Genomic DNA, 24,036 nt, shown 5'->3' on the forward strand with positions numbered 1-24,036 from the left:
ATCTGAGAGCAATTTCTCATTGCGGCTTTTTAAGCCGTATTCAACGAGGTACTTCAGCGAGGTACATAACGCCAGCCAGCCTTCTCCAAGGCAAACTTCAGCTCGGTCTGGATATCGTCGGGACGGCCAGGCACGCTCAGCACGGTGGCGCACTCAAGATAACCCGTCTTGCGATTCACATCGCAGTCATTGATGGCCTTGACCTGCATGGTGGTCTGCGCTTCCTGCATCTGCTGATCCTTGGCCAACTCGGGATTGTTGGCCACTTCCTGTTTCGCCCAGGCACGTATCAGCGCTTGCGCTTCGGCTGGCGCCGGCCCGGCAAATTTGGCGTGCTTGCGCTCGACGCCGACCCAGCTATCGCCCTCCTGGCGCAGCGGCAAGACCGTAAAGCCATCACGCATGCCAGCACTCATGCCCACCAGGCAGACGACCTGATCCTTGAACTCAGGCTCTTGCGCCTGCTGGCAACCCAGCAGGCTGGTGACCTTGACAGGAATCGGCACGGACGATTTTTGCTTCGCTACCCCGGCCTGCACGGCAGCGTTGATTTGCTCTTGCGTGGGCATGGGAGCAGCGTGGAGGGACAAGCTAGCAAACAGGGTCGTAGCGGTCAGGGCGATGGTGGTCAGGCGCATGGAAGAAACTCGGCAGAAAAAAGAAGCGCACTCTAGCACTTTTCACAAAAGCAGGGTTTCCAATAGCGCAACACGTCCATCCTGTTGGCAAGCAGCCCTGGCGCTAAAAGCCGCTGGGGCCGGCGCTTTATTGCTATGATACTGGCCTGCCGGCGGTACAGCCGGTTACGTCTATATCAAATTAATAACGTCGTAATAAAAACGGGAGTTCGAATGAGTTTACGTCTGCTGCTCTTGGGAGCATTCAGTGCCGCCATGGCCACCACGGCCGCCGTCCCGGCGCTGGCCGCGCCACGCGGTTTCACCGTCGAAGACATGGTCGCCATGGAACGGGTCGGTCATCCGGTCCTGTCGCCGGACGCCACGCGCGTGGTCTACACGGTGCGCAGCACCAACCTGGACAAGAATCGCGGCAACACGCAGTTGTGGCTGATCGACTTGCGCGCGCCGAACGCGGCGCCACGCCAGCTGACGCGCGGCGAAGCCAGCGCCAGCGATCCTGAATGGTCGCCCAACGGCGACGTGATCTACTTCCTGTCCGGCCGCTCCGGCTCCTCGCAAGTATGGCAACTGCCCTTGAACGGCGGCGAAGCGTCGAAAGTGACCGACCTGCCGCTGGACGTGGACACCTTCCGCCTGTCGCCACAGGGCGACCGCCTGGCCTTCAGTATGGGCGTCTTCCTCGATTGCGCCGACATCGCCTGCACCAAAAAGCGCCTCGATGACAAGACGAAGAACAAGGCTAGCGGCATGGTCTACGACCAGCTGTTCGTGCGCCACTGGGATACCTGGGCCGATGGCCGCCGCAATGTGCTGTACTCGGCGCCTATCGACACTTCTGGCCGCGTCAGCGCCACGCCGGTCAGCCTGAGCGGCACGCTGGATGGCGACACGCCATCGAAACCATTCGGCGACAATGGCGAATACCATTTCAGCCCGGACGGCAAGACAGTCGCCTTCTCGGTCCGCGTGGCTGGCCGCACCGAATCGTGGTCGACCAACTTCGACGTCTACACCGTGCCTGCCATCGGCGGCCAGGCGCCCCGCAACCTGACGCCTGAAAATCCGGCCTGGGACGCGCGCGCCACCTATTCGCCAGACGGCCGCACGCTGGCCTACGTGGCCATGACCAAGCCAGGCTTTGAAGCAGACCGTTTCCACCTGGTGCTGATGGATGTCGCCACCGGCAAGAAACGTACCCTGGCTGACGACTGGGACCGTTCGGTCGCCGACTTCCGCTGGACGCCGGACGGCAAGGGCTTCCTGGTCGCCGCCGATGATATCGGCCAGCACCGCCTGTTCCATATCGACGCCGCCAACGGCAAGGTTGCCGCCCTGACGGGCAAGGGCGCCGTCGGCGAATTCGACGTGCGCGGCAATACCATCGTGCTGACCCACGCCAGCCTGGCTGGCGGCGCGCAGCTGTACTCGCGCAAGCTCGATGCAAAGACCGACACCGCGCCAATGGTGCAGCTGACCAAGCAGAATGCGGCAGCATTGGCTGACGTGCGCTTTGGCGAGTACGAGCAGTTCTCGTTCGCCGGCGCCGATGGAGAAACCGTCTACGGCCACGTGATGAAGCCATGGAACGCCAAGGCCGGTGAAAAATACCCGATCGCCTTTTTGGTACACGGCGGCCCGCAAGGCAGCTTCGGCAACAGCTGGAGCTACCGCTGGAATCCGCAAGTGTATGCAGGCGCCGGCTACGCCACCGTCTTCATCGACTTCCACGGTTCGACCGGCTATGGCCAGAAGTTCACCGATTCGATCAGCGGCGACTGGGGTGGCAAACCTTTGATCGACCTGCAAAAAGGCCTGGCGGCAGCCGTACAGAAATTCCCTTGGCTGGACCGCGAACGCAGCTGCGCCCTGGGCGCTTCGTATGGCGGCTACATGATGAACTGGATCGCCGGTAACTGGCCGGATGGCTTCAAGTGCCTGGTCAACCACGACGGCGTATTCGACAACCGCGCCATGTACTACTCGACCGAAGAACTGTGGTTCAACGAGTGGGAAAACGGCGGCCCCTACTTCAACGCCGCCGACAAGCACGAGAAATTCAATCCCGTGAACTACGTCAAAAACTGGAAAACGCCGATGCTGGTGGTGCAGGGAGACCTCGACTTCCGCATCCCGACCACGCAAGGCCTGGGCACGTTCACGGCGCTGCAGCGCCAGGGCATCCCGAGCAAGCTGCTGGTGTTCCCGGACGAAAACCACTGGGTACTGAAACCGGCCAACTCGCTGCTGTGGCATCACACGGTGTTGAACTGGCTGGACACCTACATCAAGAAATAATGTAGTCCCCGCTTGAAAACAAAAACCGCACTGCTCGCGCCGTGCGGTTTTTTTACGCCTGGACCAGCCTGGCGCGGGCAAAGTCGATAAAGGCGCGCAAGGTGGCCGGCGTCTGGCGGCGGCTGGGGTGGTACAGATAAAAGCCTGCGGACGGCGGCGACCAGTCGTCCAGCAAGGTCTGCAATCGCCCCGACTGCAATTCAGCCTGCATCCATTGTTCGGTCCAGACGGTGATGCCCAGGCCATCGACAGCCGCCTGCAGGGCGACGGCGCAATCGTTGACGATCAGCGAGCCTTTCACGGCCAGCTCGAAACGCTCGCCATCCCTGGCGAATTCCCAGTGATACAAGGAAGCCAAGCCCGGACGGCGCCAGTTGATGCAGCGGTGCTGGACCAGTTCTTCCGGCGTCGATGGCGCGCCATGCGCCCGCACATAGGCGGGCGAGGCGACGGCCACCTGGCGCAGCTCCGGCCCCAGCGCCACGGCAATCATGTCCTGGTCGATGAACTTACCCAGGCGGATGCCGGCGTCAAAGCCATGGGCAAAGATATCGCCCACGCTGTCGTCGCTGCTCAGGTCAAGCACGATATCGGGATAAGCGGCCTGGAAGTCGGCCAGCATGGGCTGGATGATGTGCAAAATGGCCATTTGCGGCGCGCAGATGCGCACCGTACCCGCTGGCTTGGCGCGAAAATCGTTGACCTGCTCGATGGCAGCGTCCAGTTCCACGAACAGGGGCGCCAGGCGGCTGTACAAACGGGCGCCCGCTTCGGTCTGCGTTACGCTGCGCGTGGTGCGGTTCAACAGGCGCACGCCGAGCCGCTCTTCCAGCCGGCGTATGGTCTGGCTCAGGGCCGATGGGGAGACGGCCAGCAGCTCAGAGGCGCGCGCAAACGTACCCAGTTCGGCCACGGCGGCAAAGGCCTTCAACTCGCTAAATTCGCTGCCGCGCATGGCGCCTCCTCAGTAAAACAAGCCGATTATGTATTCCCAGCTTCAAAACCCATGTCAATTATAGGATATTGTTGACAGAGACTTTGGCGCCCACAATCCCTGCATCCCTATCCGATGCGAGAACCGCCATGCAAACCAAGCCAAGCTCCACGCCACACTCCACCCACGCCAGCGCCATTGCCGGCGCCTTGCCCGCCGTCACCGGCCGCTTGCTGCTCAAGGGCGGCACCATCATCAGTATGGACCCTGCCATCGGCAACCTGGCGCAAGGCGACCTGCTGATCGACGGCGCGCGCATCGCCGCCATCGCCGCGCACCTCGATGTACCGGATGCACAAATCATCGACGCCAGCAACATGATCATCATGCCCGGCATGGTCGATACGCACCGCCATGCCTGGGAAGGCCAGCTGCGCCGCATCAACCCGAATTCGGCCACGCTGGAAGATTATTGCAACGCCACCCATTTCTCGTTCGCCAAATACTACCGGCCGCAAGATATGTATGTGGGTAACCTGCTCACGGCCCTGGGCTGCATCGACGCGGGCATCACCACGATGGTCGACAATTCGCACAATGCGCGCAGCGGCGCCCATTCCGATGCCGCAATCGAAGCCTTACGCGACGCCGGCATCCGTGCCGTGCACGCACCCGGCGCGCCACTGACCGGCGACTGGGACCAGGCAGCCTGGCCGCAAGACCTGGCGCGCCTGCAAGACAAATATTTCAAAGAGCCGGAACAACTGCTGTCGCTGGCGATGATGTCGCAGATCGACCGCGACACCTGGGCCGCCGCCCGCGCGCTGGGCCTGCGCATCGTGACCGAATTCTTTGGCAAGGAAATGGCGGGCGAACTGGCGGCGCTGCACCAGGACGGCTTGCTGGGCCCCGATAACATCTTCAACCATTGCACCGCCCTGCCCGCAGAAGCCTGGGCCATCTTGCGCGAAGCTGGCGTCAACATCAACGTCTGCCCCCGCTCGGATACGCATTACGCGCTGGAAGACGGCATGTGCTCCTACCAGGATGCCATCGGCCACGGCATGAAACCGGGCCTGAGCGTGGACAATGAAAGCTCCTATAGCGGCGACCTGTTCATGGAAATGCGCGTGGCTTTTTACCTGCAGCGCGCCACCACCCAGGCGCACCGCCACCACCAGCACAGCGGCCACTGCCAGCACGACGGCGACCATGCGCCTGTTCCCGAACCCGTCATGCTACGCAGCCTGCTCGAAGCGGCCACCATCGACGGCGCCGCCTGCGCGGGACTGGCCGGCCAGGTGGGCAGCCTGTCCATCGGCAAGCAGGCCGACATCGTCATGCTGCGCGCCGACGATATCAATCTGTACCCGTCGAACAATGCGCTGGGCACGGTGGTGCACGCGGCCGAGCGGGGCAATATCGATACCGTCATCATCGGCGGGCGCATCCGCAAACAGGGTGGCAAGCTGCTGGGACTGGACGTCGCGGCGTTAAAGGCAGCCACCGAAGAATCGCGCAGCCATTTGTTTGCCGCTGCCGGCTATGTGCCCGACATGTTCGCCGAGTCTTTCACTGCACTGGCTTGAGGGGCGCGCCATGTCCACACTGCTTTTCATGATCGCCTTTTGCGCCGGCGCCGCGATTTCCTGCCAGGCCGCCATCAATGGCCAGTTGGCGGGCGCCATCGGCCACAACACCATTGCCGCCGCTCTGTTTTCCTTTTTGAGCGGCAGCGTGCTGCTAGCCGTGATCGCCATAGGGCGCGGCGGCCTGCTGCCCTCGCTGGCTGCCCTGCCCGCCCAGCCCTGGTGGCGCCTGACGGGAGGTTTGCTGGGTGCGGGCGCCATCTTTTGCACGGTCATGCTGGCGCCGCGCATCGGCCTGGGCGCCCTGCTGGCCCTGGTGATCGCCGGTCAGTTGCTATCATCGCTGGCCATCGACCATTTCGGCTTGCTGGGCGTGGCCGTGCGCCAGGTCTCCTGGCTGAAAATGACAGGCGCCGCCGTGATGCTGGGCGGCGTGCTCTTGACCTTGTTCAGCGACCGGCTCACGGCTGCCTGACAAGCTGTCGTGCGTAATCAATACGTGTTAAGGGCCTTGGCGAACTTGACGATCCATAGCCGGCTTGGACGTTCGCGGTCGTCGCCACGCGCCACGCGGATGCTGTTGGCGGCGTTGCAGCCGGCAGCACTGCTGGTGATGATGACGCCATTCGCATCGACCGTGCACTTGGTGACGTCGGCATCTGCCACTTCCAGGCCGGCAGCGTCGAAGACCTTGGTCTTCAAGCCGAAGTCGTTGTCATTGGCCAGCGCGATGGTGGAGCCGTCGACCAGGGTCAGGCCTTCCGCTTTTTCTGCCGCCCAGCCGATGGCGTTCAAGTCCAATAACAGCGTTTTCCTGATCGGCTTGACGGTCGACCAGTCGGCGCCGTTGACGGCCACGCCGCCCATGCTGCTTTTTTCCAGGTCCGACGTCGCCGCGTTGTACGCCGCTGCAGAAATGTCGGTGGCCGCGTTCAGGTCCACCAGCATCAGTTTATTAAATACCTTGCCCGATGGCGCGGCGCCCTGTTCGATGACAAGGAACTTGCCGCCACCCAGCGCCACCATGTCGCCCAGCTTGGCGTTGCCCGTGCGGCCATCCTGATAATCGGCCGCATTGATTGGATAAGCATACATCTTGCCGCTGGTGCCCGTCACAGGGTCGAATTCGATCCAGCGCGTGAAGCCGGCAAAGCGCTCGACCTGCTCCGCCTTTTTCGTGACGCTATACATGGCCGTGCCATCGCTCAGGGGGCTTTGCAAAAAGGCGTACAGCTTGTCGTTACTGGCATCGAGGGTCAGGCCTTCCATGCCGCGGTTGGCGCGGCGCTTGGCGAACAGCGCGGGCAAGCCCTTGCCTGGTTCGTACTTGGCCTGGATGACGCCCGTGACTGGATCGAGCTTGACGATGAAGGGGCCATATTCGTCGGAGACCCACAGCGCATTGCGCTTCTTGTCGAGGACGATGGCTTCCGTATCGAGGCCGCCGGTATTGAAAACGGCCTTGCTGGCCGGGTCGAACTTCATGGCGTCCATCACGGGAATTTCAGCCGAATTGCCGACCGCGCCGACCGGCACGGGCAACCCCGAGCTGTTGACGGTGCCGCTGACCTTGATCGGCGTGCTGCTTGATAGCACAGCGCCGTTCTTGCCCAGCGTGATAATGCCAAACGCGGGCGTGAAACTGGGTGAAGGGAATATCTTGCTGCCTATCGTGCCCTTGCCGGCCGGATCAGGCACCAGCGGACCATCGCCGTTCGGGCCGCGGTCCGTCAAGCCATAAAATTCCAGGTCGCCATTCGTATTCGTGCCCTTGAAAGCCAGGCCGGAACCGTAGGATGGCAAGAATCCATTCGGGAATTCGCCCTTGATCTTCGCATTCGTGCCTTCATACGGCACATAAAAACTGGTCGCCGCCTGGATCTGGTAGCGCGTCACGGTGACTTTCACTTCACCGACAGGATGGACCTGCGTCAGCGTTTCATTGACAGGCGCGCCGGCCTTGGACGCCAGCGTATCTTCGAAATGTTCGCGCACCAGCGCGCGGCGGTCCATATCGACGCTGCGGCCGGCGAATTTTCCGCCCAGGCTAGCCAGGTGCGCGGCCAGGGCCGTGTTGAAGGCGGCTGGCGCGGCAGAAAAGTCGAGCGTCTTGCCGGCCAGCGCGGTCTTCACCTCGCTTGTCAGCTTGATGCCGTTCGATGGATCGCTGTCCTCGTCCAGTAATTGCAGCGCCATCAGGCGGTTGATGACTTTTTCATCCTGCACGCTGGTACTGGCGGCCAGCGCCAGCGGCGTCACGACGGTATTGCACAAGGTGCTGCCCAGCGCGAGGCCACCCACGCTGAAGCTCACCGTATCGCCAGGGTTGCACGTGAATTCCCCCTTGCCGCCGGTGCTGGCCTTGGCCGCGCTGCCCGCCACATACTCAAGGCCCTCCACCGCGCCATCGAGGAAAACGCCGGACAACGCCACCGGCTTGGCCGGCTCCGGCGTGCTGTCGCTGCCGCCACAGGCAGCCAGGCACAGGCCGGCCGCCAGGGCCAGCAAGCTCAATTTCAAATGGGGTGTGGTGACAGCGTGCATGCGGGCCTCGGTATAGGAATCGAAGCGGCAAGCCTACCGTAACAAAGTGACAAGCAGATGACAAAAAGACAGTGACTATGCCACTGCCTGTCCTGCAGCCAGTGCATCGGGCGGGCCGCCGATGCCGCCGAAACGGCCATCGGCCTGGCGGCGGAATTCTTTCGGCGTCACGCCCTTCACCTGCAGGAAGCGGCGATTAAAATTGGCCACATTCTGGAAACCCACGTCGTAGCAGACGTTGACCACATACTGGTCGGTGTCCATCAGCAGCTGGCAAGCCTTATTGATGCGCAGACGGCTGATAAAGTCGGTAAAGCTGTTGCCGGTGGCCTTGCGGAAGAAACGCGAGAATTTACTGAGCGACATGCCCACCTGCTCGGCCAGCATTTCCGCCGATATCGGCTCGCGGTAGTTTTCCGTGATGTAGTTGAGCACGGAATTGACCTTGGCTAAAGTAGCGTCATCATCGTAGGAACGCATCGAAGCGCTCGACAGCAAGCGGTAATTGGCCGTGCGCGCCAGCTTGCCCATGAATTGCACGAACTCGGCAAAACGCTCGGCGCCGTGGGTGGCGCGGATGCGTTGCAAATGCTGCTCGGCTTCGGCGCCCATGTCGAAAAACTCCACGCCATAGCTGGAACGCTCCAGCAGCGGCAGGATTTCACGCAGCTCGGGAATGCAGCGCGCGGCGCCCGCCAGCGGCGCATGGGCAAACTGCACGATCATGTCGCGCAGGGCCACGCCGCCTTCCGGCACCACGTTCGATATCCAGTTATGCGGCAAGCGCGGCCCCGTCAGCACCAGGTGGCCCGGTGAAAATTCGCCGATATAGTCGCCCACGAACAAGCGCCCGCTGGTGGCGACAATCAGGTGCAGTTCATATTCCTCGTGGCAGTGCCAGCGCACGCGCGCACTCGGGTAGCCGTGCTCCAGGTAATTGATGATGCCGTCGTAGCTTTCACGCTCCAGTTCCGGCGGCTTGCGCTCGCCGTCCCTGTGCACCAGCCATGTCTGTTCCATGCTCGTCATGATGATTATCCTGTCCCCTGCCTGTCTGCCCATGCTACCTCAAAATGGGGGCAGCGGCAGCAGTGCCTCATTCGCCATAGCGCCCCGACGCCTGCTGGCGGAATTCCTTCGGCGTCATGCCCTTCAGTTCCAGGAAGCGCCGGTTGAAATTGGCCACATTGTTGAAACCTGCCTCGTAGCAGATATTGCTGACGTAGCGCTCCGTTTCCATCAGCAGCTGGCAAGCCTTGTTGATGCGCAGGCGATTGACGAAATCGGTAAAGCTGTTGCCGGTAGCGCTGCGAAAGAAGCGGGAAAAGGTCCGCTCCGGCATGTCGACCTGCTCGGCCAGCTGCTTGAGTGAAAACTGGCTGCTGTAATTGTGCACGATGTAGTTGATGGCTGAACTGATGCGCGCCAAGGCCACGTCATCGTCGCTGGACTGCATCGGCACGGTCGACAGCAGCTGGTAATCGCTGGTCTGCGCCAGTTCTTCGAGCAGGCTCAAAAACTCGATAAAGCGCGGCAGGCCGCTGATGTCGCGGATGCGCTGGAAACGCCGCAGCGCCTGCTCGCTGACGCCAAAGAATTCGATGCCGTGCAAGGCCCGCTGCAGCAGCGGAAACACGGTTTTCAATTCCGGAATCGAGGTCGCCATCGCCGCCAGCGGCGGGTGGGCGAACTGGATCACCATGTCGCGCAGGGCCACGCCTTCGGGCGGCGTGTCGAGCGAGACCCAGTTATGCGGTACCCTGGGGCCAGTCAGCACCAGGTGGCCCGGCGTAAACTGGCCGATATAGTCGCCCACGAAGACCTTGCCACTGGTTTCCAGGATCAGGTGCAGCTCGTACTCGTCGTGATAATGCCAGCGCACCAGCGGGTTCGGAAAGCCGTGCTCCAGATAGCGGATAAAGCCGAAACTGCCTTTCGGCTCGAAGCCGGGCGTGGCGTCACGCTGCTGTTCATGCTCCATCTGCGGCGGCGAGTGGGTCGCTTTGCGAGACATGACGCCCTCCTCTTTATTGCACGATGTGTTCAAGCGCAGCGCGCGCACCCTGGCCATACAGGCTGGCCAGCGCCTGCGTCACCGCTGCAACAAACACGGGCGACTCGCCCAGTTCACCAAACAATTCATGCAGCGACAGCAGCGGTCCTGCATCTACCCCGCCCTGCAGCGCCAGCGCGCGCAAACGCTCGGCATACGGATCGTTGAGCGGCAGCGCATTGCCCTGCTCGTCGTGGCCTTCCAGATAGCGGAACCAGCAAGCGACCGTAAAGCCCAGCAGCTTGATGGCGCGTCCCTGCGCCAGCGCTTCGCGCACGGACGGCAGCACGAATTTGGGGATGCGCGCCGAGCCTTCGGTGCCGATGCGCGCCAGCTGGTCGCGCACGGCAGGATTCGAGAAGCGCTCGATCAAGGTGGCCTTGTACTGTTCCAGATCCACGCCTTGCACCGTATCGAGCAGAGGCGTGACTTCATCGTCCATCATGCGGCGCACCAGCGCGCGGATGCCGGCGTCATTCATCGCTTCATGCGCATAGGTGTACCCCAGCAGCATGCCGATATAGCACAGGGCCTGATGGCTGGCGTTGAGCAGGCGCAGCTTCATTTTTTCATACGGCAGCACGTCGTGCGTCATCTGCGCGCCGACTAGTTCCCAGGCCGGGCGGCCATGCGGGAAGGCGTCTTCGATCACCCATTGGCGGAACGGTTCGCACACCACGGGCCAGGCGTCGTTGATGCCGAAGCTGTCGTGCACCAAGGCCCGGTGTTCATCGGTGGTGGCCGGCGTGATGCGGTCGACCATGCTGTTGGGGAAGCTGCAATGCGTGGCCAGCCACTGCGCCAGTTCCGCGTCGCGCAAGGCGGCAAAGGCCAGCAGCATGGTGCGCGTCACATCGCCATTGTGCTGCAGGTTATCGCATGACAGGATGGTAAAGGGCGCCAATCCGCGCTGGCGGCGCAGCGATAGCGCAGCCAGCAAGTAGCCGAACGAGCAGCGCGGCGCCTGCGGGTGAGCCAGTTCATACACGATGTCAGGATGCGAGGCATCAAACTCGCCCGTGCCCTGGTTCACATAATAGCCGCCCTCGGTGATCGTCAGCGAGACGATGCGGGTGGCGGGGGCAGCCAGTTTTTCCAGCACGGCGGCAGGATCGTCGGGTGCGTACAGATACTCACCCACGCAGCCGATCACGCGCGCCACGTCACCGGCTGCGCTGCGCTCGACCACCGTGTATAAACCGTCCTGCGACTGCATGGCGTCGCGCATGGCTGCGTCGGACGGCAGCAGGCCCACGCCGCAATAACCCCATTGCGCATGGCCCGGCAAGGCCAGCAAATCGTCAAGATAGACGGCCTGGTGGGCGCGGTAAAAACCACCAACGCCGATATGCACGATGCTGGGCACCAGGGTGTCGCGTCCATACGCGGGACCGCTCACCGCGGTAGGCAGTTGCGCCAGATTGGCTTGATTCAAATGCAGTGCTGTCATGAAAAAACTCCTTATACCGCTGCGCAGGTCTTGCCGGCGCGGTCAAAATAATGGGTAAAGCCTGGCTCAAAGGTCAGATGCGTCTGCTGGCCCGGATGCAGGCTGCTGCGTTCGGCGGCGCGCGACACCACTTGCACATTGTTCTGCAGGCGCACATAGGTCAAGGTTTCCACGCCCAGCGACTCGACCAGTTCAACCGTGACGGGCACGCTGCCCTGCTGCTGTGCACCCAGGTAAACGTGTTCCGGGCGGATGCCGATAAAGCCATCGGCCTGGCCCTTGCCGCCCGACTGCGCCAGCAACTGCGGCACGGCGTCGGCAGGCACCACGTTCATGCTCGGCGTGCCGATGAATTGCGCCACAAAGCGATTGGCCGGACGGTCATACAATTCCAGGGGCGAGCCATGCTGTTCGATCTGGCCATCGCGCAGCACCACCACGCGGTCGGCCAGGGTCATCGCTTCAACCTGGTCGTGGGTGACGTAGATGGTGGTGGCGCCCAGTTCGCGGTGCAGCTTGGCGATCTCGATACGCGTCTGCACGCGCAGGGCTGCATCCAGATTCGACAGCGGTTCATCGAACAGGAATACTTTCGGGTCGCGCACGATGGCGCGGCCGATCGCCACGCGCTGGCGCTGGCCGCCCGACAGCTCTTTCGGCGTGCGTTCCAGGTATTTACCCAGGTCGAGGATGGCGGCCGCCTTGTCGACTTTTTCGCGGATGATCTTGGGGTCCACGCCGGCCAGTTTCAGGGCAAACGACATGTTCTGGAACACCGACATGTGCGGATACAGCGCATACGACTGGAACACCATCGCCAGGTCGCGCTTGGACGATGGCAGGCTGGTGATGTCGCGCCCGTCGAGCGACAGCTTGCCACCATCGATCGGTTCCAGGCCCGCGATCAGGCGCAGCAAGGTGGACTTGCCGCAGCCTGACGGGCCCACGAAGACGACGAACTCGCCCTGTTTGATTTCCAGGTCGATGCCCTTGATGGCGCGGTGCTCGCCAAAGAATTTTTCGATATTGCTCAGTTGAAGGTAAGCCATGATGATGTCTCTATTCTGTGTGATTATTTGACTGCGCCGAAGGTCATTCCTTGTACGAGCTGTTTCTGGCAGAACCAGCCCAGCGCCATGATCGGCGCGATCGCCATCAGCGAGGCGGCCGACAATTTGGCCCAGAACAAGCCTTCGGGGCTGGAGTAGGAGGCGATCAGCCAGGCCAGGGTGCCCGCGTTCGAGGCGCCCAGGTTCAGCGACCAGAACGATTCATTCCACGACCACACCATGCACACCAGCGCAGTGGAGGCGATGCCGCCCACCGACAGCGGCAAGACCACGTGGCGGAATTCATCCCAGACAGTGGCGCCGTCCATGCGCGAGGCTTCGAGTATTTCGCGCGGCAGCTCTTTCATGCTGGTGTAGAGCAGCCAGATCATGATGGGCAGATTCATCAGCATGAACATGATGGTCAGGCCGATGCGCGTGTCGAGCATGCCGAAGTACTGGTAGCAGATGTAAATCGGCATCAGCGCGCCCACGCCGGGCATGTAGCGTGAGCTGAGCATGAATTTCAGCAAGCCGATGGTGCCGCGGGTAGGAAAGAAGGCCATCGAATAAGCGGCCGGGATGGCGATCAGCAAGCCGATGGCCGTCGACAGCACGCTGGTAAACAGCGAGTTCCAGGCATAGGCAAAATAATTGTCCCGCGCCAACACTTCACGGAAGCTGTCCAGCGTCGGCGTGAAGAAGAACAATGGCGGCGTGGAAATGGCCTGCCCTTCCGTCTTGAACGCCATCATGCCCAGCCAGAGGATGGGGAAGAACAGCAGCAGCGCGAACAGCCAGGCGGCGAACGTGCGGCCGTAGAGGGTAAATTTGGTATGCATCGTGGTCTCCTTATTTCGACAGGTTCTTGCCGATGACGCGCATCAGGAAGAAGGCGGCGATGTTGGCAATGAGCACGGCGAACAGTGCGCCGGCCGAAGCCGCTCCTATGTCGTAGGACAACAGTGCCTGCTGGTAAATCATGAAAGTGATCGTGGTCGTGTCGAAACCAGGGCCGCCACCGGTGGTGGTAAAGATTTCCGCGAAAATGGACAGCAGGAAAATCATCTCGATCATCAGCACCACGGACATGGCGCGTCCCAGATGGGGAATGTAGAGGTAGCGCAACTGCTGCAAGTAATTGGCGCCATCCATGCGGGCCGCTTCCAGCTGTTCGCGGTCCATCGATTGCAGGGCCGTCATGAAGATCAGGCAGGCGAACGGCAGCCATTGCCACGACACCATCATGATGATGGAAAACAGGGGGTGGGCCGACAGCCAGTCCACGGGCGTGGCGCCAAAGAAAATGCTGATCTGCGCAAACAGGCCGTAGATGGGGTTGAGCAACATGTTCTTCCACATCAGCGCATTGACGGCGGGCATGACGAGAAACGGCGAGATCAGCAGCACGCGCACGATGGCGCGGCCGGGAAACGCTTCATTGATCAGCAAACCCAGCGCAGCGCCAAACACCACCGTGATCAGCATCACGGAAAACAGCAGGGTGAACGTATTCTGCAATGCCGGCAAGAACGAGGCATCGGTAAAGAAATAGTGGAAATTGGTCAAGCCATGGAAAGGATGGCCGCTCGGGTCGAGCATGCTGTAACGCACAAACGAGTAAAACAGCGTGATCAGCAGGGGCACGACGGAAATGACGGAGACGGCGACCACAGCCGGCGTCAGCAAAGTCCGGGGGATAAAGCGTTTCATAGGATTCTCTTGGGGCAAGGGACAACAATCGCCAGCAGAAATCTGGGGTCAGACCCGTCGGGTCTGACCCCGGCTTTACGCTATTGGGATAAGCAAACTATGCAGCAGACCTACTTGTAATACCCACCTTTGCGCATTTCACGATCCGCCGTCTGCTGCGACAATTCCAGCGCCTGGTCGACGGTGACCTTGCCCAGCAGGGCGGCCGCCATTTGCTGGCCGGCCGCTACGCCGATCACCTGGAATTCAGGAATCGAGGCGAATTGCACGCCCACGTAGGGCGACGGCAGCAGAGTGCTTTGCACGTTGCGGGTGGTGGCCAGGGCCTTGCCTTCGGCGGCGGCAAATTTCGCCACTTTCTGGAATTCAGGGCTGGCGTAGGTGGACTTGCGCGTGCCGGTCGGCACGTTGGCCCAGCCGGTTTCCTTGGCGACCAGTTTCACATAATCGGGCGAAGTAGCCCAGTTAATGAAACGCTGCGCTTCGTTCGGGTGCTTGGAGCTCGATGGAATCGCCAGCGACCAGATCCACAGCCAGTTGGCGCCACGCTCCGTGGTCCCCACCGGCGATTGCGCGAAGGCAACCTTGTCGGCGACCTTGCTCTGTTTTGGGTCGGTAATGAAAGAGGCGGCAATCGTCGCGTCGATCCAGATGCCGCATTTGCCCTGGTTGAACAGCGCCAGGTTTTCATTGAAGCTGTTGGCGGCGGCGCCTGGCGGGCCGTATTTTTTCATCAGGTCAACATACATATTGACCGCGTCTTTCCACGGCTTGCTGGTGAATTGCGGTTTCCATTGCATGTCGAACAGCTGGCCGCCAAACGAGTTGGCCATGGTGGTGATCAGCGCCATATTGTCGCCCCAGCCCGGCTTGCCGCGCAGGCAGATGCCGTACACGCCATTGGCTGGATCGTGGATCTTGGCGGCCACGTCGCGCAAGTGATTCCAGGTCGGACGGTCTTCGATCGTCATGCCGGCTTTTTTCACCAGGTCGCTGCGGTACATGATCATCGAGCTTTCGCCATAAAACGGCGACGCGTACAGCTTGCCGTCGCCGGACAAGCCTTCGCGTATCGATGGCAGCAAGTCATCGATCTCGTACTTGGCGTCGGGTTTGATCGGGATCAGCCAGTTTTTCTTGCCCCAGATCGGGGTTTCATACAGGCCGATGGTCATCACGTCGAACTGGCCTCCCTTGGTGGCGATGTCGGTGGTCATGCGCTGGCGCAGCACGCCCTCCTCCAGGGTAACCCACTTGAGCTTGATATCGGGATTGGCTTGTTCGAAGAATTTGCTGAGCTTTTGCATTTCGATCATATGACCGTTGTTGACGGTCGCAATCACCAGATCGGTGGCGGCAAAGGCGGAAGAGGTCAAGCAGAAAGCGCCGGCGCACAGCGCGGCAATGGCGGAACGTTTCATTGTGTGTCTCCAGTGTTTTTTGTCGTAGGCAATGCCGGATACTTAGCACCACGATCACAATGTATCACTGGATCCTGATACTTTCTGATACTCCAAAACCGCAAATCGATACTCTTTTGCAGCACTGCGGTGAACCAGAGTATCGATATTCAGCAAAAACAACAGCTTGGAAGAAAGTATCAATACTTGCTGGTTTCGTATCATGTAGTCAAAAAAACCGCTGCTAGACTCGCTGTGCGGCATAAGACTGCACGTTCTGGCGCCAGGAAATCTTTCCGGCCAGGACATCGATACCAACACTCCTGGAGACAATATGAAACACCCTGTCAAGACATCCTTGCTGACCGCACTCGTCCTCGTTTTTGGCACAGCCAGCGCCGACCCCATGTACCCAAGCGACGCAGAAGGTTTCCACGGCTACCTGCGCGCGGGTGCCGGCAGCACGACCGCTGACGGCGGCGGCCCACAAAGCTGCTACGGCCTGGGCGGCAATACTATGAAATATCGCCTCGGCAATGAGTGCGATGCCTACACGGAATTCGGTTACACCAAGGCCATCGCCAAATCCGGCGACGTCACCTACATGGCCACCTTGTGGGTCAACGCTTTTGCACCAACGTCCGACTTCGGCGACCGCAAGGTCGGCATCGTCAAGGCCTATGTCGAAGCGCAAGGCCTGGACTTCCTGGCTGGCGGTACGGCCTGGGTCGGCAAGCGTTTCTACTACCGTCCTGACATCCACATGCTGGACATGCAGTACATCAACATGAACGGCACCGGTGCCGGTCTGGACCGCATCGGCAACGTCGGCCCGGGTAAATTCTCGTATGCCTTCTTCAAGGATAACGACATCACCGTCACCGACCCGGTCACCAAAGTGGTCAGCACCCAGTCGGCCGTGCGCCAGAACTTCATCTACGGCGAAATTCCCGTGAACCAGAACGGCACGCTGGACCTGGCGGCAAGCTACATCGTTGGCCAAGGCAAGGATAACGACGCTTTCGGCCCAAAACATAATGGCTGGCAAGTGTCGGCTTTCCACCGTCAATCGAAAGTGTTCGGTGGCGGCAACACCTTCGGCGTGCAATACGGCGTCGGTCCTGGTGTCGGTGGCGCCGGCAACGGCCAGATGGGCGCGTCGGGCAGCACCTCGTTCGGCTCGGACGTCAAACGTACGCGTGTCTTCAATGACATGGCGATCCAGCCACTGGATCACTTCGGTATGGAATTCGTGGCCCTGTGGCAAAAAGATGAATCGAACGCCACCGGTTCCTCGACCTGGACCACGGTCGGTGTGCGCCCGGTGTACGCGCTGACCAACAACTTCAAGCTGGTCGCCGAACTGGGTACGGACCGCGTCACCCAGCCGAACGGCTTGCCAGCCAAGCGCCTGACCAAAATCACTTTTGCACCGACCATCTCGGCCGGTCCTGGCCTGTGGTCGCGTCCTGAATTGCGCGCCTTTGTCACCTATGGCAAATGGAACGATGCAGCGACCGCCTCGGTCAACGCAGCCAATAATTCGGGCCCGGTGTACAACAACAATACCAGCGGCACCTCGTACGGCTTCCAGGTCGAAACCTGGTTCTAAGCCCAGTCTTTACTTGTGGCTAAAAAAAAGGCGGAACCTCGGTTCCGCCTTTTTCTATTCAGACTAAGCCATTACGGCAAACCTACCGGTAACTCCGGATACTCTTGCTTCAAGGCATACTTGGTGCCGCCCACGGTGACCGTATAGTTGGCCGGTCCCGAGATCGGCAGGCGGTAGTTCAGGGTCAAGGCTACCGAACCGCCTGGCGCCAGCGATTGCCAGGCGGGAATCGCGAAGCGGGCGCGGTTGTAGTTCTTGGTAAAGCCGCCGATATTGTTCGGCCCCGTGTAGCCCGCATTGATCACTGTCAAGCCGAAGCCGGACTGGTCGCTCAAATCCGATGGCGCCGAGACGGGATAATCGAATTCCACCACCGTGCCGCCAGGCAAGGTCGCCGCCGTATTGTTTTTCACCGTCATCACCGGATTGATGGGGAAGTTGCTATCGCCCAGTTTCCAGCCACCCAGGGTAATGCTGACATTGGCCGCCGTGCCCGGCATGGCGATCTCGGCGCGCTTGTTGCCATACGGCCCAGCGGTGCGGAAGGCCTGGTACAGCACGTCGGTCAGGGTGGTGCCCATGAAGTACTCGCCCTTGCCGCCATTGCGCGTGGCATCCCAGGCATAGTCGCCGGCCAGTTCCCAGATCATCACGCCGCCAATATTATTGTTGACGATGTACTGGGCCTTGGCGCCTATCGATTGCGTGGTTTCCGTCGACAGGAAAACGCGCTTGCTGGCATTCCACAGCCACGGCGCCACCATGGTGCTGCTGTAATACGGCACATAGCTGCCGACGATGGTCTTGTCGGTGACCTTATAGGCGTCCAGATAGCTCGGCACGATGCCGTTCTGCAAGTTCAAGGCATGCCAGATCGGGTTGCCGCCACCAGGGGTCGGGTTGCCTTGCGTGTCGAGGTCATGCCAGACATTATCGATGCCGGTAGCGCCCGTGCCGCAGCTTTTCACACCGGCACAAGTGACGGTGGAATTGATCAGCGCCGTGGTGCCCCACAAGCCATTGGTGCCGCCCGTCACATCTTTCCAGCCGCGCGTGTAAAACGGCACGCCGATATTGATGCGCCCGGCCTGCAGCGCGCCACGGTAGTAGCGGTAAGCCCAGTCCGTATTCAGGTAACCGATGTTCTGGTACTGATAGGCGTTGCCGGCGCGCAGTTCGGCATCGTTGCCATCGTCAAACAACGGCGCATTCGGCCCCACATACTGGTTCCAGGCGCCGTGCAAGTCATAGCTCATCAGGCTGGCGTAATCGAGGTACTGCAGTCCCGACATGTTTTCTTCACCGCGCAAGACCCAGGCCGAGGCCGAACCGGCTATCGTCAGCAGGTAGTATTTATTGTCTTGCACTGCCGCTTCATCGAGTTTCTGGCGCAGCACTTTCAGCAACACGTTGTAGCTCGTCATCAAGCCGGCCAGGCGTGGCTTGGAGGCCGGAAAATCCAGGGGATTGCCCGCTTCATTGTTGGTGGTCGGGTGCTCGTAATCGACATCGACCCCATCGAAGAAGTTGTACTGGCGCACGAATGCCACCATGGAATCGGCCAGGGTATTGATGCCCGCCGTATTGATGCTGCCATCGGCATTGGTGGTAGCCGAGTAGAAACCGCCGCTGCCAGCCCAGCCGCCCACGGATATCATCAACTTAACGCCTGGATATTTCTTTTTATACTGGGCCAGCAAATTGAAATGGCCCTTGTAAGGCAAGGATGGGTCCATCGCCGCAGCCGGCACCGTCGGCCAGGTCAGGCCCGTGTCGGGATTGCTTGCGCCGCTGCCGATGGCAATCTTGGACGTGGCGGGATCGACCGAGGCAAACGCATAGTTCAAGTGGGTGATCTTGTCCCACGGCAGGTTATTCACCAGATAGGTGGGGCTGCCATCGGCGCCCGTGCGCCAGCTGGCGAAATAGCCGACGATACGGCGGTTCAGGCCATTGCCGAGGATTTCACGGCCATTCGCATCGTAGACCTTGCAATACGGCACATTCGGCACGGCCGAGATCAAGCCGTCGGGACGGCATGGCGTTGGTGTCGGAGTGGGTGTCGGAGTAGGCGTCGGGGTTGGGGTAGGCGTTGGTGTCGGCGTCGGCGTTGGCGTCGGCGTCGGGGTTGGCGTTGGTGTGGTATCGACCAATGCCCACGGCCCCCAGGTATCTGCTGCGCTAGGTACATTGCCTTGCGTCCACCACTTGGCCTTGTAAGTCACGCCCTGGTAAATCACGCACTGGCCGCCCGTGTAGGCAGTGGCCGCATTCCATACCTCGCATGACTCGGCGACTGCCAGCAAGGTGTTCGGGCTGGCCGTCGTACCGCCCTGGCTACCGCCGCAAGCGACGAGTACGCCGCTGAACAAGGCCATCAATAAAGCATTCGATTTCATGTTGTCTCCATAAAATGAAACGTCAAAAAAACCGTTGCCGGCCCCTCAAGAGGCTCTAGGCAACGGTATGGCTCGGCTTTGGACTGTTACTGTTACTTCAGCTTTACATTCCAGTTTGCTTCCACGCATTTCACGTAATTGCCGCCAATCAGGGCGCTATACGGTGTCTGATAACTCACCAGTTGGCACTGGTTTTCGCCACCCGCATTCCAGTTCTTTTCCCAGTAAATGTTGTAGGACGCGGAACTGGCCGCCGTGAAGCGCTGCATATTGGCGCACGACAGTTTTTCACCGGTGATATTCAAGCCCAGGTCGGCGGCAAATTGCTTGTAGTAATCGATGCGGTTTTGCGCAGCCGGTTTTTCCGTCCCTGCGCCGCACTCCGCATTGATGATCATGATGGTGGTGGCAAAGTCATTGCCTGCACCTGCCGCCTTGTCGGCTGCATTCGGCACCCAGGTGCCATCAATCACGTGCAGCATCGATGGCTTCGGCGGCTGCGGATAGACAAAGAAGAAAGTGGCCGAGGCCAGGTTCAGCCAGGTTGACGCTACCAGGTCCGGGTTCTTCAGCAGCACGGACTGGTCGCCATTGTTCATCATTTGCGAGAAAGGACCGTAGTTATAGTTGTAGGACAACTGTTTGGCGCCGCGCCCAAAGTATTTCTTGAAACTGCCATCCGCATTCGTGCCGCAGGTCCACACCTTGTTGAAAACAGGATCAGCACACTCGGCGTTGTAGCCACAGCCAGGCCCCGTCTCGTCGCAGCCGAGCTCGCGCAGATACTTCAAGCCCTGGCGCCATTGCGGTACCGGCAGGCTGGCGTTATGGTCGCCCGTTTCCTGTCCAAAATGGGCGAACATGGTGGCCAGGCTGCGACGGCAGATGGTGTCTGCATTGCGGCCATCCGTGTAGTCATCGCAAAGGCCCGGAAACTTGGCCACGGCTTGCAGGAAACGCTGATAGGTATAGCTGGCGTCGCGCACAGCAAAATAGAAATCCCACTTGGCGGCAGGCATCAGGCGCTCGACCCGCTTGACGTTGATCGGATTGCTGGCCAGGCCAGGCTGCACGGCATCGACGGCGGCGTTCGGCAAGGTGCGTATCGATGCCTTCACTTTGTGGAAGAAATCATTATTGGTCAGCGCTGCCTCGGTGGCCTCGGCCTGGGCCTTGGTAGGAACGGCGGCGGCTTGCGTCGTTGTTTCTGCCAGCAGGGTTGATCCGTTATCTGCAGGGGTGTTGCCGCCGCAAGCAAGCAATACGCTCCCCAACAATCCAGCCATCAAAGGGGTAGCCAAGCGGCTAATATGCCAAATCTTCACAATCTCTCCTGAAATGATACCTAATATCAAAGCAACTTTTAATGTTGTACGTAAATGAATGCACATTGAAACAATGGCTTTCTAGACAAAGAATGCGATAGTGAAAATTGGTAGTCAAGTGGTTTTATTAATTATTAGTCATGGCATGCCAGGACGGACACGCGATGACGTGTCCGGGCATGCCGCCACGAATGAGAGCTGGGTAAAAAAAGCGCCATGCCTCATGGGGACATGGCGGCTGCTACAGCGCTGGAAAGACAAGTGGTATTAGCACTATTGCCAGTGTTTAATTTCCATATGGAAAATTTTCAGGCAGAACATACTTTCAACTGCTACCGATACTATTGCAGCTTCACATTCCAGTTCGCTTCCACGCACTTCACATAGTTGCCGCCGATCAAGGCGCTATACGGCGTCTGGTAGCTGACCAGCTGGCACTGGTTCTCGCCGCCCGAGTTCCAATTTTTCTCCCAATAAATATTGTAGGAAGCAGAGCTGGCCGCCGTGAAGCGCTGCATATTGGCGCACGACAGCTGTTCGCCGCTGATATTCCAGCCCAGGTCCGCGGCAAACTGCTTGTAGTAATCGATGCGGTTTTGCGCGGCCAGCTTTTCCGTGCCCTGCCCGCACTCGGCGTTGATGATCATGATGGTGGTGGCAAAATTGTTGCCGGCCCCTGCCGCTACGTCGGCCGCATTCGGCACCCAGGTGCCGTCCAGCACGTGCAGCATCGATGGTTTCGGTGGCTGCGGATAGACAAAGAAGAAGGTGGCCGAGGCCAGGTTCAGCCAGGTCGACGCTACCAGGTCGGGATTTTTCAGCAGTACGGACTGGTCGCCATTGTTCATCGCCTGCGAGAACGGCCCGTAGTTGTAGTTATAGGACAACTGCTTGGCGCCGCGGCCAAAGTATTTCTTGAAGCTGCCATCGGCATTCGTGCCGCAGGCCCACACCTTGTTGAAGACGGGGTCGGCGCATTCGGCGTTGTAGCCACAGCCGGGGCCTGTTTCGTCGCAGCCCAGCTCGCGCAGATATTTCAAGCCCTGGCGCCATTGCGGTACCGGAAGACTGGCATTGTGGTCGCCCGTTTCTTGCCCGAAGTGCGCAAACATGGTGGCCAAGCTGTGGCGGCAGATGGCGTCTGCATTGCGGCCATCCGTATAGTCGTCGCAAATACCGGGGAACTTGGCCACCGCCTGCAGGAAGCGCTGGTAGGTGTAGCTGGCGTCGCGCACGGCAAAATAGAAATCCCATTTGGACGCCGGCAACAAGCGCTCGACCCGTTTGACGTTGGGCGGATTGCTGGCCAGGCCCGGCTGTACGGCCTCGACAGCCGTATTTGGCAAGGTGCGGATGGACGCCTTGACCTTGCGGAAGAAATCGTTGTTCGTCAGCGCCGCCTCGGTCGCCTCGGCCTGGGCCTTGGTCGGGACGCCCGTCGTTGGCGTGGGTGTAGGAGTCGGCGTTGGGGTGGGCGTTGGGGTAGGAGTCGGGGTGGGAGTCGGCGTCGGGGTAGCAGTGTCGAGATTCCATGGCCCCCACTGGTCATTGCTGGGCGCCGTGCCTTGCACCCACCATTTGGCGCGGTAGACCTTGCCGTCGTAGACGACGCACTGGCCTGCCGTATAGACGGTGCTGGCGCTCCAGACGGGGCAAACTTCGTTGACAGCAGTCTCTGCCAGCAAGCTTGAGGGAACTTCGGTGGTGGAATTGCCGCCGCAAGCGAGCAGTGCGGTACCAAGCAGGCCCGCCATGAAAGGCGTCGCCAGCCAGTTGATTTGCCGTGTATTCACATTCTCTCCTGAACGTTACGAAACTATCGAGGTAGCTTTTAGTGTTATGCGTAAAGAAAGCGCACAAAGCATCGGCTTTCACATCAGAGAATGGGGCGCACAAAATTGGTAGTCAAGTGGTTTTATGAAATGGAATTTTTACAATACCAGTCGTAAAACATGCGAGCTAAACACCAGGCATGGCGAAGAATGAATAGAGTGGAAATAATGGCTAAGAAGGAAAGTAAGAAATAATACCGCGCAGGCCGAAAACGGCAAGTGGTATTAGCACTGCCGTGTTCGTTCTAGGTGCGCGGGAATTCAGGTGCGCGATGACGCGGCAGTCTGCGGATAATACATTTCGTAAAACCAGCTGTAGGCGCTTTCGATCTGCGCCTGGATGCGCGGTGGAATCGCATGCTGCTTGGGCGCACTGATCGCCGCATATTGCCGGTGCGTATATTTCATGCGGTAATGGCTGTCGCTTTCCTGGATGCCGACGGCGAGCTTGTCCGGCTGTATCTGCCAGGGCGACAAACCCAGCCATGCATACAGGTGCGACATGCATTCCACGGGCCGCGCCATCAAGTCTTCAAAGCGCACGAAGTACAGCTTCTTTTGCACCTCGCCAGGTAGGTCGAGCAAGGCATGCAGCGAGCTCAAAGGCGCGCCGATGGTGCGGTCCTTGGCAAATAGCATATCGGCCCGGCCCATGCGGTCGTAATCGGCCAGGTGATCGACGAAATCGAGCAGGATGGTGCGCTGGTGCTGCGCTTCGATCGAGCCATAGACTTGCCCCAGCTCACGCACACACACTACAAGCTTGGCCTCGGGCGCCAATTGCAGCAGCATTTCCACGCAATGCAGCCAGGCACGGTTCTTGTCGACCACGCCCTGCTTGCCGCAATCCTTGTACCAGCCGCGCAAGAAACCCTGCATGGCCGTTTTCAGATGCTCATAACTGGCATCGAAGGAAGTATCGAGCTGGGACAAAAAGAAGCTGTCATCGCTGATGGTGCGCCGCAAGGACAGCAGCGCATTGCACAGTGGGGAACTATTGCCTTCGCAATGCAGGTCGGGATGCTGCGCCAGCAACTGGCACAACAAGGTGGAACCGGCCCTGGGCAAGCCAGCCACGCCGATGAAATTGGATGTCATTGTATGCACCTGAAAGTGGATGATACCTGTGCGTCGATTATAAGAGCATCGCCTGCGTACGGCAGCAATAAAAATGCCGCCTCACACAACGAGGCGGCACTG

18 protein-coding genes are annotated in these 24,036 nt (G+C 60.0%); 4 read left to right on the top strand and 14 right to left on the bottom strand.

The annotated features are described in order from the left end of the window. Positions 1 to 53: 53 nt before the first annotated feature. Entirely contained in the window at positions 54 to 638 is a 585-nt protein-coding gene (locus HDE75_RS14770) for a hypothetical protein (protein WP_183676966.1), read from the bottom strand. 213 nt (positions 639 to 851) lie between these two features. Here HDE75_RS14770 and HDE75_RS14775 point away from each other — a divergent pair, with 213 nt between their 5' ends. Then, positions 852 to 2,936, top strand: coding sequence for a S9 family peptidase (locus HDE75_RS14775; protein WP_183676965.1), 2,085 nt, complete (start codon positions 852 to 854; stop codon positions 2,934 to 2,936). A 52-nt stretch (positions 2,937 to 2,988) separates the two neighbouring features. Here the strand turns inward: HDE75_RS14775 and HDE75_RS14780 are convergent, their stop codons facing one another. Then, the gene (locus tag HDE75_RS14780) at positions 2,989 to 3,891 is read right to left on the bottom strand and encodes a LysR family transcriptional regulator (protein WP_183676964.1); all 903 of its coding nucleotides are present in this window, start codon (positions 3,889 to 3,891) and stop codon (positions 2,989 to 2,991) included. Between the two features lie 128 nt (positions 3,892 to 4,019). On the opposite strand from HDE75_RS14780, the gene HDE75_RS14785 reads away from it, so the two are divergent. Further along, positions 4,020 to 5,459, top strand: coding sequence for an amidohydrolase family protein (locus HDE75_RS14785; protein WP_183676963.1), 1,440 nt, complete (start codon positions 4,020 to 4,022; stop codon positions 5,457 to 5,459). A 10-nt stretch (positions 5,460 to 5,469) separates the two neighbouring features. Next, entirely contained in the window at positions 5,470 to 5,934 is a 465-nt protein-coding gene (locus HDE75_RS14790) for a DMT family transporter (protein ID WP_183676962.1), read from the top strand. A 17-nt stretch (positions 5,935 to 5,951) separates the two neighbouring features. Here the strand turns inward: HDE75_RS14790 and HDE75_RS14795 are convergent, their stop codons facing one another. The 8 genes from HDE75_RS14795 to HDE75_RS14830 form a co-directional block, all read right to left on the bottom strand. Further along, a complete protein-coding gene (locus HDE75_RS14795) occupies positions 5,952 to 8,003 on the bottom strand; it encodes an esterase-like activity of phytase family protein (protein ID WP_183676961.1) in 2,052 nt (683 codons plus the stop codon). A gap of 75 nt (positions 8,004 to 8,078) precedes the next feature. Then, a complete protein-coding gene (locus HDE75_RS14800) occupies positions 8,079 to 9,032 on the bottom strand; it encodes a helix-turn-helix domain-containing protein (protein ID WP_221291863.1) in 954 nt (317 codons plus the stop codon). Positions 9,033 to 9,099: 67 nt separating this feature from the next. Continuing rightward, complete coding sequence (locus tag HDE75_RS14805; RefSeq protein WP_183676959.1) at positions 9,100 to 10,017, bottom strand: helix-turn-helix domain-containing protein; 918 nt, start codon at positions 10,015 to 10,017, stop codon at positions 9,100 to 9,102. A 13-nt stretch (positions 10,018 to 10,030) separates the two neighbouring features. After that, positions 10,031 to 11,506 (bottom strand): mannitol dehydrogenase family protein, encoded by a 1,476-nt coding sequence (locus tag HDE75_RS14810; RefSeq protein WP_183676958.1) that lies wholly within the window; start codon positions 11,504 to 11,506, stop codon positions 10,031 to 10,033. Positions 11,507 to 11,517: 11 nt separating this feature from the next. Beyond that, complete coding sequence (locus tag HDE75_RS14815; RefSeq protein WP_183676957.1) at positions 11,518 to 12,555, bottom strand: ABC transporter ATP-binding protein; 1,038 nt, start codon at positions 12,553 to 12,555, stop codon at positions 11,518 to 11,520. 23 nt (positions 12,556 to 12,578) lie between these two features. Then, positions 12,579 to 13,397 (bottom strand): carbohydrate ABC transporter permease, encoded by an 819-nt coding sequence (locus HDE75_RS14820; RefSeq protein WP_183676956.1) that lies wholly within the window; start codon positions 13,395 to 13,397, stop codon positions 12,579 to 12,581. A 10-nt stretch (positions 13,398 to 13,407) separates the two neighbouring features. After that, the gene (locus tag HDE75_RS14825; RefSeq protein WP_183676955.1) at positions 13,408 to 14,268 is read right to left on the bottom strand and encodes a carbohydrate ABC transporter permease; all 861 of its coding nucleotides are present in this window, start codon (positions 14,266 to 14,268) and stop codon (positions 13,408 to 13,410) included. A gap of 110 nt (positions 14,269 to 14,378) precedes the next feature. Further along, positions 14,379 to 15,689, bottom strand: a complete 1,311-nt coding sequence (locus HDE75_RS14830; RefSeq protein ID WP_183676954.1) for an ABC transporter substrate-binding protein — start codon at positions 15,687 to 15,689, stop codon at positions 14,379 to 14,381. Positions 15,690 to 16,002: 313 nt separating this feature from the next. Here HDE75_RS14830 and HDE75_RS14835 point away from each other — a divergent pair, with 313 nt between their 5' ends. Next, positions 16,003 to 17,280, top strand: coding sequence for a maltoporin (locus HDE75_RS14835; protein ID WP_183676953.1), 1,278 nt, complete (start codon positions 16,003 to 16,005; stop codon positions 17,278 to 17,280). A gap of 71 nt (positions 17,281 to 17,351) precedes the next feature. Here HDE75_RS14835 and HDE75_RS14840 read toward each other — a convergent pair whose 3' ends face one another. The 4 genes from HDE75_RS14840 to HDE75_RS14855 form a co-directional block, all read right to left on the bottom strand. Continuing rightward, complete coding sequence (locus HDE75_RS14840; protein ID WP_183676952.1) at positions 17,352 to 19,679, bottom strand: chitinase C-terminal domain-containing protein; 2,328 nt, start codon at positions 19,677 to 19,679, stop codon at positions 17,352 to 17,354. A 92-nt stretch (positions 19,680 to 19,771) separates the two neighbouring features. After that, positions 19,772 to 21,004 carry a chitinase gene (locus HDE75_RS14845; RefSeq protein ID WP_311735116.1) on the bottom strand — a complete coding sequence of 411 codons (1,233 nt, stop codon included), beginning with the start codon at positions 21,002 to 21,004 and terminating at the stop codon, positions 19,772 to 19,774. 341 nt (positions 21,005 to 21,345) lie between these two features. Next, complete coding sequence (locus HDE75_RS14850; protein ID WP_311735117.1) at positions 21,346 to 22,797, bottom strand: glycoside hydrolase family 19 protein; 1,452 nt, start codon at positions 22,795 to 22,797, stop codon at positions 21,346 to 21,348. Between the two features lie 300 nt (positions 22,798 to 23,097). Continuing rightward, positions 23,098 to 23,934 (bottom strand): sulfotransferase family protein, encoded by an 837-nt coding sequence (locus tag HDE75_RS14855; RefSeq protein ID WP_183676951.1) that lies wholly within the window; start codon positions 23,932 to 23,934, stop codon positions 23,098 to 23,100. Positions 23,935 to 24,036: the final 102 nt, after the last annotated feature.

The sequence above is a fragment of the Janthinobacterium silvisoli genome (assembly GCF_014200725.1).
In the GTDB taxonomy this organism is placed as follows: domain Bacteria; phylum Pseudomonadota; class Gammaproteobacteria; order Burkholderiales; family Burkholderiaceae_D; genus Janthinobacterium.

Coding starts and splice junctions, on each gene's coding strand:
- HDE75_RS14780 (WP_183676964.1), bottom strand. CDS start 3,891: ATGCGCGGCAGCGAATTTAGCGAGTTGAAGGCCTTTGCCGCCGTGGCC.
- HDE75_RS14830 (WP_183676954.1), bottom strand. CDS start 15,689: ATGAAACGTTCCGCCATTGCCGCGCTGTGCGCCGGCGCTTTCTGCTTG.
- HDE75_RS14855 (WP_183676951.1), bottom strand. CDS start 23,934: ATGACATCCAATTTCATCGGCGTGGCTGGCTTGCCCAGGGCCGGTTCC.
- HDE75_RS14800 (WP_221291863.1), bottom strand. CDS start 9,032: ATGACGAGCATGGAACAGACATGGCTGGTGCACAGGGACGGCGAGCGC.
- HDE75_RS14790 (WP_183676962.1), top strand. CDS start 5,470: ATGTCCACACTGCTTTTCATGATCGCCTTTTGCGCCGGCGCCGCGATT.
- HDE75_RS14795 (WP_183676961.1), bottom strand. CDS start 8,003: ATGCACGCTGTCACCACACCCCATTTGAAATTGAGCTTGCTGGCCCTG.
- HDE75_RS14785 (WP_183676963.1), top strand. CDS start 4,020: ATGCAAACCAAGCCAAGCTCCACGCCACACTCCACCCACGCCAGCGCC.
- HDE75_RS14835 (WP_183676953.1), top strand. CDS start 16,003: ATGAAACACCCTGTCAAGACATCCTTGCTGACCGCACTCGTCCTCGTT.
- HDE75_RS14805 (WP_183676959.1), bottom strand. CDS start 10,017: ATGTCTCGCAAAGCGACCCACTCGCCGCCGCAGATGGAGCATGAACAG.
- HDE75_RS14810 (WP_183676958.1), bottom strand. CDS start 11,506: ATGACAGCACTGCATTTGAATCAAGCCAATCTGGCGCAACTGCCTACC.
- HDE75_RS14815 (WP_183676957.1), bottom strand. CDS start 12,555: ATGGCTTACCTTCAACTGAGCAATATCGAAAAATTCTTTGGCGAGCAC.
- HDE75_RS14825 (WP_183676955.1), bottom strand. CDS start 14,268: ATGAAACGCTTTATCCCCCGGACTTTGCTGACGCCGGCTGTGGTCGCC.
- HDE75_RS14775 (WP_183676965.1), top strand. CDS start 852: ATGAGTTTACGTCTGCTGCTCTTGGGAGCATTCAGTGCCGCCATGGCC.
- HDE75_RS14820 (WP_183676956.1), bottom strand. CDS start 13,397: ATGCATACCAAATTTACCCTCTACGGCCGCACGTTCGCCGCCTGGCTG.
- HDE75_RS14770 (WP_183676966.1), bottom strand. CDS start 638: ATGCGCCTGACCACCATCGCCCTGACCGCTACGACCCTGTTTGCTAGC.
- HDE75_RS14840 (WP_183676952.1), bottom strand. CDS start 19,679: ATGAAATCGAATGCTTTATTGATGGCCTTGTTCAGCGGCGTACTCGTC.